The sequence below is a fragment of the Litoribrevibacter euphylliae genome, assembly GCF_042646085.1.
Lineage (GTDB): Bacteria > Pseudomonadota > Gammaproteobacteria > Pseudomonadales > Litoribrevibacteraceae > Litoribrevibacter > Litoribrevibacter euphylliae.
In genome coordinates, this window is the sequence record NZ_JBHRSZ010000007.1 from 678,216 (window position 1) to 695,560 (window position 17,345).

A 17,345-nucleotide genomic window follows, 5' to 3' on the forward strand; every position below is an offset into this window, starting at 1 on the left:
ATGACAACCATAGATCGTAAAGCCTATGTAGATATGTACGGCCCAACCGTCGGCGACAAAGTACGTTTGGGCGACACCGAATTATTCATTTCACCAGAGAAAGACTTCACCGTGTATGGCGATGAAGTGAAGTTCGGTGGCGGTAAGGTAATTCGTGATGGCATGGGCCAGAGTCAGGATACTTCAGACAAAGTACCGGATACGGTAATTACTAATGCTTTGATTTTGGACGTAACCGGCATTATCAAAGCCGATGTTGCGATTAACGATGGCCGCATTTGTGCCATTGGTAAGGCGGGTAACCCGGACACCCAACCGGGCGTGACCATTAATGTCGGGCCAGGCACTGAAGTGATTGCAGGCGAAGGTCAGATTCTGACGGCGGGTGCCATCGACGCGCACATTCATTTCATCTGTCCGCAACAGGTCGAAGAAGCCTTAATGTCGGGCATCACCACCATGATTGGTGGCGGCACCGGCCCAGCCACGGGCACTAACGCGACCACTTGTACGCCGGGGCCATGGCACATTGGCAAGATGCTGCAAGCGGTGGATGAGTTACCGATGAACATCGGCTTCTTAGGGAAAGGGAATGCGTCCTTGCCAGAAGCGTTACGTGAGCAGGTAGACGCCGGTGCCATTGGCTTAAAACTGCATGAAGACTGGGGCACTACGCCTGCGTCTATCGACTGTTGTTTGTCGGTGGCGGAAGAGCTGGATGTTCAGGTGGCCATTCACACTGATACACTGAATGAATCTGGATTTGTGGAAGACACATTAGCCGCATTGAAAGGCCGGGTGATTCATACCTATCACACCGAAGGTGCGGGCGGTGGTCATGCGCCGGACATCATCAAAGCCTGTGGTGAATCCAATGTTTTGCCTTCCTCAACTAACCCAACCCGCCCATACACCATCAATACGGTGGACGAGCATTTGGACATGTTGATGGTATGTCATCACCTTGATCCGAACATTCCGGAAGACGTGGCCTTTGCTGATTCCCGTATTCGTCGTGAAACCATTGCGGCGGAAGACATTCTTCATGACCTTGGTGCGTTTAGTATGATCTCTTCCGACTCCCAAGCAATGGGCCGTGTCGGTGAAGTGATTACTCGCACCTGGCAAACCGCACATAAGATGAAGGTGCAACGTGGCGCACTGCCCGAGGATGTGGATACCACAACGGTATCGGGCGCGGATAACTTCCGCGCGCGTCGTTACATTGCCAAGTACACCATCAACCCGGCGATCACTCACGGTATTGCTGATCATGTGGGCTCGGTTGAAGTCGGTAAGCTGGCGGACTTGGTGTTGTGGAAACCGGCGTTTTTCGGCACCAAACCATCTCTGATTATGAAAGGCGGAATGATTGCGGCTGCGCCTATGGGGGATCCGAATGCGTCGATTCCAACGCCTCAGCCTGTCCATTACCGTTTCATGTTCGGTGCCTTAGGCAAAGCGGTCTCGGCCACCAGTTTGGCGTTTGTTTCGAAATCGGCCATTGAGAAAGACACCCTGTCGCATCTTGGTTTGGAGAAAACCTTAACGCCAGTACAGAACTGTCGTTCGGTGCGTAAGTCGGACATGGTGTTAAACGATTATCAACCGACGGTGGAGGTGGATCCGCAAACCTATGTGGTGAAAGCCGATGGCGTTGAGTTGAAATGCGAGCCTGCGGAAGAGTTGCCATTAGCGCAGCGGTACTATCTTTTTTAATGGACAAGTTGTTTTAGTGGGCAAGTTTTCTAGCCAGTAATTCAAATAGGTTAGAAAAGATAAGAAATATTATGGAAAGTTAACAGGATTCAGCTTTTCTTTGCTCGATCAGAAGGCACATCCGTGTGCCTCTGATCGCTCACGACATCCATGTCGTTCGGCAGAAAATCTTAAATCCTGTCATCTTTCTGGTGAACTTTCCCGAACGGATAGCTGTGTGAAAACAAAGTATTTGTTTAGGAAAAGGTTATTTAAATATCTGGATATTTATGATTACAATTTCAGAAAAACTGACCCAAGCCGAGAGCGAAGGGGCAGAGATCAAAGACACTATTTGTTTACCCTTTGATGAGCGCAAACGGGGTCGTTTAAAAGCGGTAACGGCTGGCGGCTTGAATGTGGGTATTTTTGTCGAGCGTGGTGAAGTGATGCGTGACGGCACTGTGTTGAAAGCCGAGTCGGGTGAACTCTTTAAAGTGGTTGCGGCGAATGAAGAAGTCACTACGGCTTCAACAGCAGATGCACATTTGTTTGCTCGCGCCTGTTATCACTTAGGGAATCGTCATGTGCCTTTGCAGGTAGGCGACGGCTGGTTGCGTTATCAGAACGATTACGTGCTGGATGACATGTTGCGTCAGCTGGGTCTGGACGTGAAACACGAGCAAGCTCCGTTTGAACCAGAGAATGGCGCATACGGTGAGCATGGTGGTCATTCTCACGGAGGCCACTCGCATGGGCATTCTCATTCTGATGGTCATGATCATTCCCATAGCCATTCACACGATCATCAACACTAGAGTGCCGTTCGAATGAAAACCACCAGTTTATTGAGCCTGTTGCACATCTCCAGTCCAGCCTTGCCGGTTGGGGCCTTTGCCTATTCGCAAGGGTTGGAATATACCCTGGATGCAGGCTGGTGTAAGACGGCGACGGATGTCGAGCAGTGGATTGAGTCAGTTCTCAGGTTCGGTATTGCAGGCGTTGATCTGCCGATTCTGAAGCGTCTTCATCTGGCTTGGCAGGCGGAAGATCGGGACGCGATTATTCACTGGAATGACATGCTGTTGGCCTTTCGGGAAACCAAAGAGTTGTATCTGGAAGACGTGCAAGTGGGTGCAGCTTTTAAGCAGTGGCACTTGGCTCAACTCAAAGACGCTGATGCTTCCAGCCAGGAAGAAAAGCTGGAATGGTTGGATAAGCCGTCGGTGGTGGCGATGTACGCCTTGCATGGCGTGTTGACCGAGATTCCAGTAGAAGAGTGTCTGATCGGTTTCAGTTGGGCGTGGTTGGAAAACCAGATTGCTGCAGCCAGTAAAGCCATGCCAATGGGGCAGACCGATGGGCAGAAAATCATGCGACGCTTAATCCCGGTGATTGATAATGTGGTGACGCAAGCAATGATGTTATCGGATGAAGAAATAGGGTCGGGCTTGGTTGGCCTAGCTATGTCGTCGTCGCTGCATGAGCATCAGTATTCCCGATTATTTAGATCTTGATTTAGATTCAGGGGCACAGAGCTTTTGAACATTAGTAAACGAATTTGATTTTTAGAATATAGAAAAAGTTAAGCGAGAAAAAATTATGAGCAGTAAGCAAACATTACGCGTGGGTGTTGGTGGTCCGGTTGGGTCAGGTAAAACGGCGTTATTAACCACCTTGTGTCGTGAGATGCGTGAGTATTACAACATTGCGGTCGTTACCAACGACATCTACACCAAAGAGGACGCGCAGTTCTTAACGCGCAATGAAGCCTTGAGTGAAGACCGTATTTTGGGTGTCGAAACCGGTGGTTGTCCGCATACAGCGATTCGTGAAGATGCCTCCATGAATTTGGCTGCTGTCAAAGAGCTTCAGGATCGTCATGAAGGCTTGGAGATGGTGTTGGTGGAGTCGGGCGGTGATAACTTGTCGGCCACCTTCAGCCCGGAGTTGTCGGATCTAACTTTGTATGTGATTGACGTATCGGCTGGCGATAAGATCCCGCGTAAAGGCGGCCCAGGCATTACCAAGTCGGATTTGCTGATCATCAACAAAACGGATTTGGCTCCGATTGTGGGCGCGTCTTTAGAGGTGATGGATCGAGATGCCAAGAAGATGCGTGGTGATCGTCCTTTCGTGTTCTCTAATCTGAAAAGTGGTCAGGGCGTGAAAGAGATTGTTCGCTTTATCATTGAACAAGGCATGTTGCGTGAAACGGGCTTGATGAAAGATTGAACGAATAACAGATCCGTTCTTTTCTTGTGAAAACATTGTCAGTGGGAACATAAAAACGCGTTCTGATGTTGAATCAGAGCGCGTTTTTTATGTGCAATTTATTGGAATACCACAGCTCTTTGCGATGCAGTGGTGTTTCTTTTGGCAGATTTGGGTTTTTCAGGAAAAAAGTACGGCGCTTGTTCATTTTCAATTGATGAATGATAGGGCCGAAATGTTTGAGGAAGAAACGGTCGAACTCGCCATCAGCAATCATTTTTTCCAGGTTCGTTTCCAGGTGCTTTGCCAGCTCTGGTTTGTGCGGGGTCACAAAGAAGTACATGGGTAAAGGCAGGTAAATGGCCAAATCCCGTTCGATGCTGAGGTTCGTATAGGCAGGGTGGAATTTATTGTATTCCTGCAAAATTTCATTGGCGCCTCTAGGAAAGTAATCGGCACGGTTAAAGTGGATGATCTTGAATAAACTCTCATAATCGACATTGGTGATGGTATGAAAACCGTAGCTTTTCCACACCGGTGTAATTGACCATTGTGAGCCGAGAATGGCTTCCATCGCTTTTAGTTCTTCAAGCTTGGTAATGGCTGAAAATTTGGGTTGTTTTTCCTTATTGATTAAGAAAACCCGATACCCTAATAGACCTTTATAGATGGGGATTCGAATCGTTAGTAAATCCTCTTCCCAGTCCGGACGGGTCGCTGTACCTTGTACGTCAACCATTCGACCTTCGCGCATTACTTCTTTAAGTCGAGCCCGGCTGTGCACTTTCTCGCTATACACCACTGGATACGCTTTTTCAGTGAGCCCATAGTTTAAGGCAGAGTCTAGAAGGGCAAGAATATAAACCTGTCTTGGGTCTTTCTCGGATTTGGGTTTGGCTAAAACAACGGTTTCTGCTGTTGCATTGATGGCAACGCTGATGAAGAGAAGAAAATAGAGAGTGCGCTTCATAAAACTCATTCAAAAAGTCTTTCTTTTGAGGATAGATGAAATCTTAGGGCTTTCTACTTTGAGGCGCTGGTATTTTTCTACTTGAGAATTATTCTTATTATGCTATAAATGAGAATAATTATCATTATTGGAAGTGATATCATGTTCAGACGACTAAAAAGTAACTCAAAGACAAACACGGAAGCGTGCCGAAAATGGGAATATTATCTCATGAAAGGTAATGAGTATTACTTTCGTAGCCAGTATCACACCGCCGCCTATTGTTATTCCATCGCCGCTGAATACCTTGAAGTGATTGTGGATCAAGAATCTAAAGTAAAATGCTGTGAGCGCTGTACCGATGAACGTTGTTTCCAGCATTACTTTATTGCCTGTCAGAACACTTCTCATGCATTCGCCATGTCGGGCGATTTAATTAAGGCAGAGCAATACCTCTCTCGTGCGCATTACAAGTTTCTTGCGTTGGTGACGGATAGTGTTAAAGGCACCGAATCCTGGCAGGAAAAAATGCGTTTCATTTGTGAACGATCATTGTCTACCTTGGTTCAATTCCTTGAACGCCATAACCGTCAGGGCACGGCCGACAGCGTTATGATGGAATCACGACGACTACTGAGTTAATTTTTGGGATGTCCCTTCTGATACTTTATTTGATTTTATGAGTAAAAGCTCATAAATTTAATGATCAAATTCTTTCAGGAGGACGACCATGTCTTCAGTGGTATGGATTACCGGGTGTGCCAGTGGTTTAGGCAGGTATCTGGTCGAGGCATTCTATTTACGTGGCTACCGTGTGGTGGCTACGGACATCAACTACGATGCGTTAATTACTCACGCGCAACAAGAACTCTGGCCGGAAGAATCGGTATTTTGTGCGGCGTTGGATGTGACTTCTGCGGAGGCATGGACAGCTTTGTTAGCGCAAGTAGAAGAACGTTGGGCTCAGGTAGATTACCTGCTTAATGTAGCGGGTTACCTCAAGCCGGGGTATGCCCACGAACAGACAACGGTAGAAGTCGATCGACATCTCGACATCAACGTCAAAGGGCTAATCTTTGGCAGCCAGCGAATCGGTCAGTACATGGTTAAGCGTGGTTCTGGTCACATCATTAACATCGCTTCTACCGCTGCGTTGGCTCCGGTTCCGGGGTTAAGTCTCTACAGTGCCTCTAAATACGCCGTTCGGGCATTCAGCCTTGCGATTCGACATGAACTTAAACCGCACGGTGTGAAGGTGTCTGTTGTGTGCCCGGATGCTATTCAAACTCCCATGCTCAGTTTGCAAGAAAGCTACGACGAGGCCGCTATGACCTTTTCTGGCAATAAGGTCTTACGAGTTGAAGACATTGAACTGTTACTGTTTGATAAAGTGATTCCAAAGGCACCGGCAGAAGTGATGATTCCGTTCAGCCGAGGGGTGTTTGCGAAACTTGGAAACCTGTTTCCAGGCTTAACTGACCGCTTGGTTGTCGTCTTACAAAACAAAGGGCGAAAGGCTCAACAGAAATATCACAAAAGCTAACAATATCAGGCATCTAAGAAACCCACATTCAACTATCTTTATAGACTAAGGATAGGAGTAGTTATGCGGAAAGTGCTGAGAGTAATCTGTTGTCTTATATTGTGTTTCATGTCGCTTGAATCCATTGCTGAAAAACGCAAACAAGTACTGGTGATCAGTGCCTATCACCCCGCATTTCCAACCTTCTACCATCAAAATCGAGGCGTCCGAGAAGGCCTTCAAGAGCTGGGCTTTAGCTCAGAGAACATGGATCTCGATTACGAGTACATGGACTCCAAGCGCTTTTTTACGGATGAGAATATAGCTAACTTTACGTCCTCCATTCGCTATAAGCTCTCCCAGCTTAAGCGGCCTTATGATGTGCTGTTAGTGGCAGACGATAATGCACTCGACTTTGCGATCAGACATCAATCAACTTTGTTTCAAAACATTCCCATCGTTTTCTTTGGCGTCAATAACGTCAATAAAGCTTTATTGCTGGATGCTGATCCGCAAGTAACGGGGGTTGTTGAAGCCATTTCCATTAAAGAAACGTTTGACCTGATCAAGCGAATTCACGGTGATAAAACCTCCTTGCAGGTGATCGTGGATAACACACCATCGGGTCAGTCCAATCTGAAATCAATTATCGCCTATCAGGTTCGAGCCGAAGGTGTGGATTTGGAGGTGCTGGATCTTTCCAGAATGACTTTTTCTCAGTTAGCTAAAGAACTGGCATCGTCCTCCGGCGATGCCGTGTTGTTACTTAGTGGCTTCCGTGACGCTGTAGGCACGAAGAAAGATTTTTATGAATTAACCGAGTTTTTGGAAACCTCATCGCCGAATCCCATTTATCATTTCTGGCGACACGGAGTGGGTGAAGGCTTGTTTGGTGGCAAGGTGGTCAGTCACTTTGAGCAAGGGCGAATCGCTGCACGCATTGCCGGAGAAGTGTTGAAAGGCGGCTCTGTTGCTGAGTTTCCTGTTATTGCTGACAGCCCAAACGTTTACATGTTTGATTACACAAAACTGAACGATTACGGCTTATCCGAGAGCCTAATTCCAGAAAGCGCACATTGGTTGAATAAGCCGATCACGCTTCGTGAATCCAACCCTCAAGCCTATTGGATTGCCATGGCGATCTTTCTTAGCTGTGTCTTCATTATTGCCTGTTTGTTCGGTTTCATCTGGATGCGTCGTCGTGTGGTGAACCGGCTTGAACGCGCTTACGATGCAAAAACCACTCAGTTGAAGAAAACCTACGACGATCTTGTGCAAGCCGAGAAAATGGCTTCGCTGGGTCGCTTGGTGGCAGGCGTTGCACATGAAATCAATACCCCGGTCGGTGTTAGTGTGACCACAACCACCTATTTGCAAAGCCTCTTTGACGAGATAGAACAGGCTTATCACGGTGGTGAACTATCGAAGCGACAGTTGGAATCTTTCATCGACAATTGTAAAGAGGGTTCAGAAATTCTAATGGGCAGTTTGTCGGGCGCGGCGCAACTCATATCAAGTTTCAAACAAGTCGCAGTGGATCAAACCGGCGAGCAGTGTCGCAAAATTGCCATTGCGGAATACATTCAGTCCATCGCTTTCAGTTTAACGCCGAAGTTAAAACTGAAAGGCGTCGAAGTCGATGTGGTGGGTGATGCTGCTTTGGAGATTACCACCTACCCTGGCGCGGTATCACAAGTCTTCACGAATTTATTCATGAACAGCTTAATTCATGGCTTTGAGGATAAGAAAACCCTCTGTCAGATTCGGATTGAAGTGAAACCGCAAGCGAAAGGCGTTGAAATCATTTATCAGGATAATGGCAAGGGCATGGACGCAGTGACTTTGGAAAAAGCTTTCGACCCGTTCTTTACCACCAAAATGGGCAAAGGTGGCAGTGGTTTAGGGTTGAATATTGTGTATAACCTCACGAAGAATAAACTCAACGGTCAGATTCATTGCGAAAGTAAGGAAGGGCAGGGCGTGCTCTTTAGAATCGAACTGGCGAATATGGCTTCCCCCGCAAAGCAGACTACCTCAGAGCTGACGGATGACGTGGCGGAGACAGGGCAAGTGCTGCATTGAGCATTGCCCTGGAACGAAATACTTACTTAGCGCCTTTTAGCATCATGCTGATACGCGCCTGCGTAGCATCTGATTCTAACAGCGGTACGAACGCATTCAGCTCGTCTCTTGAAACCTGAGGTACTTTTCCTGCCGTTTCAGCGCGCAACAAACGTTTGGTTTCCAGCAAAGAAGGCAAAGGTAACTTCAACAGTTCACCCGCAAGTTCCATTGCTTTGTTCAATGCGTCTTTTGCTTCACAAGTCTGGTTGATGAAACCCCATTTCTCCGCTTCTTGAGCACTGAAGAAACGACCCGTCATAAGCAGCTCAGCCGCGATTTTAGGGCCAACGTGTTTATCTAATAGATAACTTGAAGCGCCTTCAGGGCACACACCTAACAGAGAGAAAGGCATACGGAACTTGGTGTTCTCAGCCGCAACCACCATATCGCAATGCAACAGAATGGTAGAACCAATGCCTACCGCGACTTTCTCAACAGCCGCGATGACCGGTTTAGTAACCGCGTGGCTGGTTTCGATGATGCCTTGTACACAGGCCATCAAAGTTTCTGAATCGCCATCCACCAAATCAGCGAGATCATTACCGGCAGTGAACACGTTGTTCGCACCTGACAGAACAATCACGGATACATCGTCTGATTGATCTGCTTCTTTCAGACCCGCAATGATGTCTTGATAGGTTTGAATACGAATGGCGTTCAAACACTCGGGGCGATTAATCTGAAGGTGAGCAATACGGTTTTCAATGGTCAAGGTAATGTCTTGATACATGATCGGATTTCCTATGCGATGGATTGAGTGCTCCGCTATTGAGTGAGCACTTAAGGAACCTCTGAATAAGTCCCTCTCTGCTCAGGCCTCTAAGAGAAATGTCTATTTGAGGCGCGCTTTTGAAGGCATAACGGGTTATGTCAAAAAGCCGCAACAAAAAAGAGGCATTTCTCTTAAGGCCCCGAAGGGCGCCCGCTGAGCTAGAGCGGATTTGTTCAGAGGTTCCTTAATTAAGCAGACGACACTTTAGTGGGTGAGCGTGTTGTGTACAAGTTTTTCGGGGATGAGTGGCTAAATGGGTTCGAATTGGCCGTGATAACCGTACTGCGTATGCATATTACGGAGGAGTGTTGTAACTGTTTGAAATAATTAGTTATTTTTATGGAGCTTCATGATGAGTGGTATGCAAAATATGAACGTGGATGTGTGTACGTGGAATGTAGAGTTAACTGTTATTATTACAATAAGTTTATATATAAGTTTATATATAAGTTTATTTTTATTTTGTTTAAGGTTATCTTTGTTTCGGTTGAGTTTTTGATTTATGAGGTTAAGTTTATGGGTAATGTAGTGATGGTTTTCACAAGTAAGCCCCTTGAGACTATGATTCAAGAAGGTGGTTCAGGCTATTGGTCTGCGAACAGAAAGCGTCTAGAAAAGTGTGAATATTTGATAGCAACGAAAAGTAATACTCTAAGAGAGCACTTCCCAAGTAATAAGGACATTAAACAAGGCTCTGCATTTTTAGTTGGTAAAGTGACAAATATTACCGATTCGCCAGCAGGTGACCGACTCGTTATTCAACTATCTGAATATGCTGAAATTAACCAGCCTAATGTTTGGACTGGCAATCGAAATCCAGTAGCTTATACGACGACTAAAGCTTTAACAGAAACACATGGTTTAGATTTTAGTTCTTTAGAATGGCAAGAGTTTCCTGTTAGTGCTGACGTTTTAACTACCAATCATGAAGCCGTGAGCGAAGTGAAAGGTCTTACTATCGAAGAGGCTAAGACAGGTCTAGCGAAAACACTTGGGATCTCTGCTGATTGCATTGAGATTACAATTAAAGCCTAACAAGCAACTCAACGAAGGTCTTAAAAAGCCTGGCTTAAGCTCCTTCCTCTCTCAGCTAAGCCAAGCTTTTTAAGTTCGTTATTTGGGCGTTAAACGCCATAGCTTTCAAGTTATATAAAGGAATATCATGAAATTTACTGCACCAGAATTTAGGTTAGAAGCATTCCACTGCCCTCTGTGTGGTACTTATGCTCATATGAAATGGTCTATGTTGAGAGCCAATGATGGCTTTACAATGTATTACGAAGCGCAATGCTCTTGTTGTGAAAATCCTAGTCTATGGCGTGTAACCGATTATGCTCATGGCCAGTTTGGTAGGAGCGATAAATCTGCTGAGTTGATTTACCCAGACAGTGGTGTGGCAGCATTGCCTGTGCAAGATATGCCAGAAGACGTAAAGAAAGACTACGTTGAGGCGGCTAGAATCTTCTCTAGATCACCCCGTGGGGCAGCTGCACTCCTTCGTTTGGGGTTGCAAAAACTATGCAAGCACTTGGGGCAAGAAGGAGAAAATATAAACTCTGACATCAGAGCCTTAGCTACAAAAAACATTCTCCCACCTTTGGTTGTTAAGGTTGCAGATACTGTTCGTATTACGGGCAATAATGCGGTACACCCTGGAGAAATGTCTGATGAGGATTTTGATTACGTGGCTTCAAAAATGTTTGAACTTCTAAATTTTATTGTCAAAAAAGGAATATCAGAGCCAAAAGAGTTAGAGGCACTGTACGAAATGACTCCAGAAAACCCAAGGAAATCCGCTGAAGCTAAAGATGCCAAAGCCAAATCAGCCAGCACTTAACAATGCCAGCCAGAGGGAGAGCGTTACTGAATTAATTTATGAAAATTAATCGCATACATAACGATGAAGGTGAATTTCGTTGCTTTGAGGTTGATAACAGAATTATCTCTCGTAGTGGTATGTCTAAAGTTATTTCCCAAATTCCCGGTGTGCAAATTACTTATTTTCCAAAGTTTTATAGTAGTGAAGTATTTTGTGAATTTGAGCTAAATGGGAAGAAGTTTGAAGTAGCTGAGCCATATGGGGATAGCTCAATCTACGATGTAGTGGCACAGGAGCCGAACCTAATTGAAATGAATGTAATCGCAAACCATTTTGAAAAATCCAAGCCTATAAAAGGTGGTGATTTTGGCCAAAGAGTATTTTTTCTATTTAATTGGTGTTTAGCATCTGCTTTTTGGATTGGAATAGGTTGTGCTGTAATTTGGGGTTATAACAAGATATTCAGTTAACAAAGTCAGCTAATTAGGCGCATTCACTACCCCTTCAAGCAAACGTTAAATATCTATGAACATAGAAATTACATCAATAGAAGCAGTTGATCTTCCAGATTATATGGAAACGATTATTGGTTCAGAAACTTATGAAAGGCAGGCCCCTTTACTTGCAAAATTTAAAGTTTCCGTAAAATCAGCGCCTCGTATTGATGACTTAATCTTCGAAATCAGGGAGCAAGGAGATGGTACTCCTTCAATAGATGAATACTACGAAGATCAAGTATTTAATGAAATCCAAAAGTTATTACCAGAGAGTTTAAAGCCGAAACAAAAAGTTAGTCTATCAAATGGCTTAATTGCGTTCCTTCAAATCGAGACGTTTAAGTTTTGGTCAGGGGAAAGGACTTCCTTTCCTATTAAATACAATGGAAACTTTTAACAAGTAAAGGTTGGATCGTTCTTCGGATTGGACGTACTAAAGCACGTCCTTTTTTGGCTCTCACTTTTTAGGCAACTTAGCAATCCACTGATCCAGCTTATTCGCAAAATCCCTGCGCTCGGTCTGATTCATCGCCGGTGGCCCGCCGCTGACCTGGCCGGCACTGCGCATGTCTTCCATAAAGTTTCTCATGGTCAATCGAGGGCCGATGTTGCCTTTGTGCAGGTTTTCGCCACGCGGTGTCAGTACGGTGGCTTTAAGTTCGATGACTTCTCCGGCCAGTGGAATATCGCCGGTAATGACCAGATCGCCTTCGATGATGTTTTGAGCAATGTAGTGGTCGGCGACGTCGAAACCGGGCATCACTTGTACAGAACGAATAAATTTTGATGGCGGAGTAGCAAGCGGCTGATTAGCAACTAGAATCAATTCTATGGCAGCGCGGTCCGCAGCTCGGAAGAGAATGTCTTTGATGACTCTAGGGCAGGCATCGGCATCGACCCAAATAGGCATGATTTTTTCCCGGAAGTTAATTTGATACGAAAAGGAACATGCATTATATACGTTTAGTCGCTATACTGCGCGCCTGTGAAACGTATCCACTTAAGGATTATGAGATTGCCAGGGCGGCGATCGTGTCTGATGTTTGATCTGTCTAGATCCTAGGGTGGTCCGTTATTTTTTTCCTTTCTCTATAAGGCCTCCAAATGTCAGATGAGTTAAATGTGACTTTCGGCGATCTGGGTTTACCTGATCATGTGCTGAAGGCGCTAAAAGACGTGGGTTATGAAACCCCTTCTCCAATCCAAGCAGAAACTATCCCTTACGTACTGGAAGGACACGATGTCCTTGGTCAGGCGCAAACCGGTACCGGTAAAACGGCCGCGTTCGCAGTGCCTTTGGTTGCGAACATTAATATCCGTAAGAGCAAACCACAAGCCTTGGTTCTTGCTCCAACGCGTGAGCTAGCGATTCAGGTTGCAGAAGCATTTCAAAAGTATGCGGCGCGTCGCAAAGGCTTCCATGTATTGCCAATTTATGGTGGTCAGGATTACAGCTCGCAGATTCGTGCGCTTAAGCGCGGTGTTCATGTGGTTGTGGGTACGCCAGGTCGTGTAATGGATCACATGCGTCGTGGTACGCTGGATCTGTCGGACCTTCAGACATTGGTTCTGGATGAAGCCGATGAAATGTTGCGTATGGGCTTCATTGATGACGTTGAGTGGATTCTGGAGCAAACTCCGGAAGAACGTCAGATCGCGTTGTTCTCGGCAACCATGCCGAAAGAAATTAAGCGCATTGCTACCAATTACCTGAATGAGCCAAAAGAAGTCACCATTAAGGTAAAAACTCAAACTGCTTCGACGATTCGTCAGCGTGTTTGGATGGTGAGCGGTATGCACAAACTGGATGCGTTGACGCGTATCCTTGAAACCGAGCCGTTCGACGGCATGATCATGTTCGTACGCACCAAGAATGCTACCGAAGAACTGGCTGAGAAGCTGGAAGCGCGTGGTTATTCAGCTGCGGCGTTGAACGGTGATATGGCACAGCAATCTCGTGCACGTACCGTTGAGCGTTTGAAAAACGGTCAGTTGGACATCTTGATTGCAACCGACGTTGCAGCTCGTGGTTTGGACGTTGAGCGTATTACTCACGTAATCAACTACGACATTCCTTACGACACTGAAGCTTACGTTCACCGTATTGGCCGTACTGGTCGTGCGGGCCGTAGTGGTGAAGCGATTCTGTTTGCTGCGCCGCGTGAGCGTCGTATGTTGCGTGCCATTGAGCGTGCAACCAATAAGACCATCGAAGAGATGACGTTGCCGTCCACGCAAGACGTGAACGATCGTCGTGTGTCTCGCTTTAAAGATCGTATTACCGAAGCCTTGGGTTCTGAGACGAATACTGACCTTCAGTTCTTCCAAGAGTTGATCGAACAGTATCAGGAAGAGAAGAACATTCCTGCGCTTGAAATCGCGGCGGCATTGGCCAAGTTGGTTCAAGGTGATGAGCCGTTGTTGTTGAAAGATCGTCCTAAGCGTGAGCGTCGTAAAGACTTCGAAGAGCGTGATGGCCGTGGTCGTGACCGTGGTGATCGTCCTAAGCGTGAACGTGGTGAGCGAGGCGAGCGTAAACCTCGTGATACCGGTGTTCCTATGGAAGAGTTCCGTATGGAAATCGGCCGTGCTGACGGTGTTGAGCCTAAGCACATTGTGGGTGCGATTGCGAACGAAGCGGACATCGAAAGCCGTTACATCGGTAGCATCGATATCCATGATGATCACGCGTACGTATCCTTGCCGGAAGGTATGCCAGCGGAAGTGTTTGAGCATCTGAAGAGCATCCGAGTCATGGGCAAAGCGATGAACCTGAGCAAGTCTAAGGGTGGTCCTAAGCCTAAGAAAGGTCGTGCTGATCGTGGTCGCGCTGATAAAGGTCGCGGTGGTGACAAGCCTCGTGCCTCTACCAGAGGTCGTCGTCCTGAAGGTGAAGCACCTAGAGGTCCTCGTAAGTCGAGAAAGCCTCGTAAGTCAGACGATTAAGCTCTGATTGAATGCTTTTTCAGGGTCAGCGTTTAGGCTCTGATCCTGAAACGAAAAAAGCGCCCGGTTGATGACCGGGCGCTTTTTTTGTGTTCGTGTTTTGAGAGCTTCAGTTATTGTGACTAGAACTGGAAGCGTAAGCCTACAAAGCCTGTCGACTCAACGGAGCCATTTTTACCGCCGTCCACATCCGCTTTAATATAGCGATAACCGAATTGCACGTCGGCGTTTGGAATGACGGAATAGCCGGTATAGGCCTCAAACCACAAGAAGTCATCGACGTCGCTGAAGGTTAGAATGTCCGGCGAATAATGCAGCGAACCACCGACTGACAGACCCGGTACGCGATTCAGCTCAATTTCACCAAATCCGCCTAAGGCTAAGCCTAAGCCGTCGGTATTGTGTTCATGATATCCAATGCCGCGTAAACCAACGCCAACGTGGGTGTCGTTGCCTTGTACGCTCGATTGATTCTGCGCGTGCATGTCCAAGTTAATGACGTTGCGACTTTCTTCGTGATAAAGATAACCCGCTGAAAATTGCATCGGGGTAGAGTCTGGTGAAGAGGCTTCAGCATACACGGAACTGTTGCTTAGCTGGATCTCGAACTCTCCGGCCAATGCGGAGGAAGAAACGAAAGCCGTTGCACAGGTCAGTGCCAGAGTAAGCGATGAAGAATAGGTTTTTGAGAAAAGTGCGTTCATTGGATTCCCTTTCGTTCTTATTAAACGGCGCAATATATGTCTGCCTGTTCACCGAGTAAAGCGTCTTTACGAACGCTTTGCTGTTGGGATCGTTATTGGCCATAAATTGTTCTTGGCCATAATTAGCTAATGGCACTAGCTACAGGCGATCCAATTTAGACTCAATTTCCGCAATTTTGTTCTGTACGACTTTTTCCAGATGTCTAAGGTCCATAAGGATCTGTTCTTTAACGGTATGTTCATCGTGAACGTGATTGGTAATGTCGTCCAGTTCGGCCAATACATGAGTCAGTACAGATGAAACTTCGCTAATTTCTTTGTATTCAGACGGCTTCTCATCAGAGCGAACCATACGAGTGCCGCGCGGAAATTTGAACTTTTCACTGCGTTGAAAGAGTTCGCCTTTTTTCCGAACGTGATAGATTTTTAGAACGTCTTGATCAGATTCACTGCGAAGAGAGTATTTCTCAATGTCTTCAGTGTGTTTGACGCCAAGAGATTTTAGAGCATTGTATTCCATAGAGTATCTCCATCCTGTCAGTGCTTAGTGCTTACTTTCATTCTTACTTAAAGCTAGCAGATATTTGTATGGCGACCTTTACTTAGGTCAATAAAAATACGTGTATAAAGCGTGTGCTTAGAAAAGACTTACGAGCGGCACTCAAACATGTCTTTAAAGGCTTGCGGTATTTTTTTCGGCTTGCCCTGATCTTTATCGACGTAGACCCAGTTGGTGTAGGCGCTGGCTAATAAGGCGTTGTCAGAGGTGCGCTTGATCTCGTATTTGCGTAACGACTGGAAGCCTTTGATGTTTTCAATCCAGGTGTCAATTTCGATGTGATCGCCGGGCATGGCGGGCAGTTTGTAGACGATGTTGTGTTCCCGAACAAACCAGGTGCCGTTGTCTTGATCTGAGAGTGTCATGATGCCTGCGCTTTCTCCGTGACTGGCTGCAGCGTCTTGCATCCATTGAACATAAACAACGTTGTTTACATGATGGTTGTGATCAAGATCCTGTTCGGTCACTTGGGTGCGGTAGGTGTGCATCTTTCTCTCCCTGATAAATAAGCTATTGATAATAGTATCAGTTCTTGTGTCTCTCGTAGTATCACATTAAAGTGAAGAAATAATAATGAATAAAAGCTCATAAAATTTCGAGGTGGTATGTTCTCCGATTCGTTACGCACTTGGCAAGATGCCGGGGACTATTGGTTGTTTCGTGGTCATAGGGTGTTTTATAAGGTTTGCGGTGAAGGCGAACCTTTAATACTGGTGCATGGATTTCCGTCGGCCAGCGTCGATTGGCAAGCCATTTGGCCGCAGCTGGAAGGCAAGTTTCAGCTCATTGCCATGGACATGCTAGGCTATGGTTTTTCAGACAAACCCAAAGATTTCGATTACTCGATTTCAGCGCAAGCGGACTTGGTTGCAGAATTGGCGGAACACTTAAATATCCGCAAAGCGCATATCCTTTCGCATGATTACGGCGATACCGTGGCGCAGGAGCTATTGGCTCGTCATCTGGAAGGCAGTCTTACCTTTGAGATTCGTTCATTGAGTTTACTTAATGGTGGTTTGTTCCCGGAAACACATAAGCCATTGTTGATTCAGAAATTGCTGATGAGCCCGATTGGGCCGCTGTTAGCCAAGTTTATGAATCAGAAAAAATTCACTGCCAGCCTACAAAAAATTTGCTCCGACGGCATGAGTTTCGATGTGTTGGATGATCTTTGGCAGTTGTTGGAATACAAAAACGGCCGGGCGGTATTGCCGCTGTTGATTTATTACATGCAGGAACGCCGGGAGCATCGGGAGCGTTGGGTCGGGGCTTTGGAACAAGCCAATGCCATGGCCTTGCCACTGCATCTCATTGACGGAGTGATAGACCCCATTTCCGGTCAGCATTTAGTGGAACGCTATCGCGAACTCTTGCCTGAGGCGAAGGTTACCGAGCTTCAGAATATTGGCCATTATCCACAGCTGGAAGCGCCAGACGCGGTGGTGTCGGCGTTTCTGGCGGGCTTAAACGAAGCTCAGACGAGCCGCCGTGAAGATCGTTCCAGCGATAATGCTCAAGAGCCGCTGGTTGGGTAATGAATC

Annotated in this window: 19 protein-coding genes; 13 read left to right on the top strand and 6 right to left on the bottom strand. The window is 46.4% G+C overall.

The window, feature by feature from the left end:
- The 4 genes from ureC to ureG all read left to right on the top strand — a co-directional run bounded on the left by ureC (nt 1) and on the right by ureG (nt 3,933).
- Nucleotides 1-1,719, top strand: a complete 1,719-nt coding sequence (gene ureC, locus ACFOEK_RS18145) for an urease subunit alpha (RefSeq protein ID WP_386722891.1) — start codon at nt 1-3, stop codon at nt 1,717-1,719.
- Between the two features lie 269 nt (nt 1,720-1,988).
- Nucleotides 1,989-2,516: an urease accessory protein UreE gene (gene ureE, locus ACFOEK_RS18150; protein ID WP_386722892.1), complete on the top strand. Its 528-nt coding sequence runs from the start codon at nt 1,989-1,991 to the stop codon at nt 2,514-2,516.
- Between the two features lie 12 nt (nt 2,517-2,528).
- On the top strand, nt 2,529-3,215 hold the full coding sequence (locus ACFOEK_RS18155) for an urease accessory protein UreF (protein WP_386722893.1): 687 nt from the start codon (nt 2,529-2,531) through the stop codon (nt 3,213-3,215).
- Nucleotides 3,216-3,300: 85 nt separating this feature from the next.
- Nucleotides 3,301-3,933: an urease accessory protein UreG gene (ureG, locus tag ACFOEK_RS18160; protein WP_386722894.1), complete on the top strand. Its 633-nt coding sequence runs from the start codon at nt 3,301-3,303 to the stop codon at nt 3,931-3,933.
- Nucleotides 3,934-4,006: 73 nt separating this feature from the next.
- Here ureG and ACFOEK_RS18165 read toward each other — a convergent pair whose 3' ends face one another.
- A complete protein-coding gene (locus ACFOEK_RS18165) occupies nt 4,007-4,882 on the bottom strand; it encodes a hypothetical protein (RefSeq protein WP_386722895.1) in 876 nt (291 codons plus the stop codon).
- A 210-nt stretch (nt 4,883-5,092) separates the two neighbouring features.
- Between ACFOEK_RS18165 and ACFOEK_RS18170 the strand changes: the two genes are divergently transcribed.
- The 3 genes from ACFOEK_RS18170 (at nt 5,093) to ACFOEK_RS18180 (ending at nt 8,465) form a co-directional block, all read left to right on the top strand.
- Nucleotides 5,093-5,503 carry a hypothetical protein gene (locus tag ACFOEK_RS18170; protein ID WP_386722896.1) on the top strand — a complete coding sequence of 137 codons (411 nt, stop codon included), beginning with the start codon at nt 5,093-5,095 and terminating at the stop codon, nt 5,501-5,503.
- 88 nt (nt 5,504-5,591) lie between these two features.
- Nucleotides 5,592-6,404, top strand: a complete 813-nt coding sequence (locus ACFOEK_RS18175; RefSeq protein WP_386722897.1) for an SDR family NAD(P)-dependent oxidoreductase — start codon at nt 5,592-5,594, stop codon at nt 6,402-6,404.
- Nucleotides 6,405-6,512: 108 nt separating this feature from the next.
- Entirely contained in the window at nt 6,513-8,465 is a 1,953-nt protein-coding gene (locus ACFOEK_RS18180) for a sensor histidine kinase (protein WP_386722898.1), read from the top strand.
- 22 nt (nt 8,466-8,487) lie between these two features.
- Here the strand turns inward: ACFOEK_RS18180 and ACFOEK_RS18185 are convergent, their stop codons facing one another.
- The gene (locus tag ACFOEK_RS18185; protein WP_386722899.1) at nt 8,488-9,237 is read right to left on the bottom strand and encodes an enoyl-CoA hydratase/isomerase family protein; all 750 of its coding nucleotides are present in this window, start codon (nt 9,235-9,237) and stop codon (nt 8,488-8,490) included.
- A 381-nt stretch (nt 9,238-9,618) separates the two neighbouring features.
- Here ACFOEK_RS18185 and ACFOEK_RS18190 point away from each other — a divergent pair, with 381 nt between their 5' ends.
- The 4 genes from ACFOEK_RS18190 (at nt 9,619) to ACFOEK_RS18205 (ending at nt 11,992) form a co-directional block, all read left to right on the top strand.
- A complete protein-coding gene (locus ACFOEK_RS18190) occupies nt 9,619-10,314 on the top strand; it encodes a hypothetical protein (protein WP_386722900.1) in 696 nt (231 codons plus the stop codon).
- A gap of 127 nt (nt 10,315-10,441) precedes the next feature.
- Nucleotides 10,442-11,116, top strand: a complete 675-nt coding sequence (locus ACFOEK_RS18195; RefSeq protein WP_386722901.1) for a DUF4145 domain-containing protein — start codon at nt 10,442-10,444, stop codon at nt 11,114-11,116.
- Nucleotides 11,117-11,154: 38 nt separating this feature from the next.
- Nucleotides 11,155-11,568: a hypothetical protein gene (locus ACFOEK_RS18200; protein ID WP_386722902.1), complete on the top strand. Its 414-nt coding sequence runs from the start codon at nt 11,155-11,157 to the stop codon at nt 11,566-11,568.
- A 55-nt stretch (nt 11,569-11,623) separates the two neighbouring features.
- Nucleotides 11,624-11,992: a hypothetical protein gene (locus tag ACFOEK_RS18205; protein WP_386722903.1), complete on the top strand. Its 369-nt coding sequence runs from the start codon at nt 11,624-11,626 to the stop codon at nt 11,990-11,992.
- A 60-nt stretch (nt 11,993-12,052) separates the two neighbouring features.
- Here ACFOEK_RS18205 and ACFOEK_RS18210 read toward each other — a convergent pair whose 3' ends face one another.
- Complete coding sequence (locus ACFOEK_RS18210; protein WP_386722904.1) at nt 12,053-12,505, bottom strand: YaiI/YqxD family protein; 453 nt, start codon at nt 12,503-12,505, stop codon at nt 12,053-12,055.
- A gap of 194 nt (nt 12,506-12,699) precedes the next feature.
- Between ACFOEK_RS18210 and ACFOEK_RS18215 the strand changes: the two genes are divergently transcribed.
- A complete protein-coding gene (locus ACFOEK_RS18215) occupies nt 12,700-14,541 on the top strand; it encodes a DEAD/DEAH box helicase (protein WP_386722905.1) in 1,842 nt (613 codons plus the stop codon).
- Between the two features lie 122 nt (nt 14,542-14,663).
- Here ACFOEK_RS18215 and ACFOEK_RS18220 read toward each other — a convergent pair whose 3' ends face one another.
- The 3 genes from ACFOEK_RS18220 to ACFOEK_RS18230 form a co-directional block, all read right to left on the bottom strand.
- The gene (locus tag ACFOEK_RS18220; RefSeq protein WP_386722906.1) at nt 14,664-15,245 is read right to left on the bottom strand and encodes a YfaZ family outer membrane protein; all 582 of its coding nucleotides are present in this window, start codon (nt 15,243-15,245) and stop codon (nt 14,664-14,666) included.
- Between the two features lie 139 nt (nt 15,246-15,384).
- Nucleotides 15,385-15,765 carry a DUF3461 family protein gene (locus ACFOEK_RS18225; protein ID WP_386722907.1) on the bottom strand — a complete coding sequence of 127 codons (381 nt, stop codon included), beginning with the start codon at nt 15,763-15,765 and terminating at the stop codon, nt 15,385-15,387.
- Nucleotides 15,766-15,893: 128 nt separating this feature from the next.
- Complete coding sequence (locus ACFOEK_RS18230; protein ID WP_386722908.1) at nt 15,894-16,292, bottom strand: acyl-CoA thioesterase; 399 nt, start codon at nt 16,290-16,292, stop codon at nt 15,894-15,896.
- Between the two features lie 117 nt (nt 16,293-16,409).
- Here ACFOEK_RS18230 and ACFOEK_RS18235 point away from each other — a divergent pair, with 117 nt between their 5' ends.
- On the top strand, nt 16,410-17,339 hold the full coding sequence (locus ACFOEK_RS18235) for an alpha/beta fold hydrolase (RefSeq protein WP_386722909.1): 930 nt from the start codon (nt 16,410-16,412) through the stop codon (nt 17,337-17,339).
- The last annotated feature ends 6 nt before the right edge of the window (nt 17,340-17,345 follow it).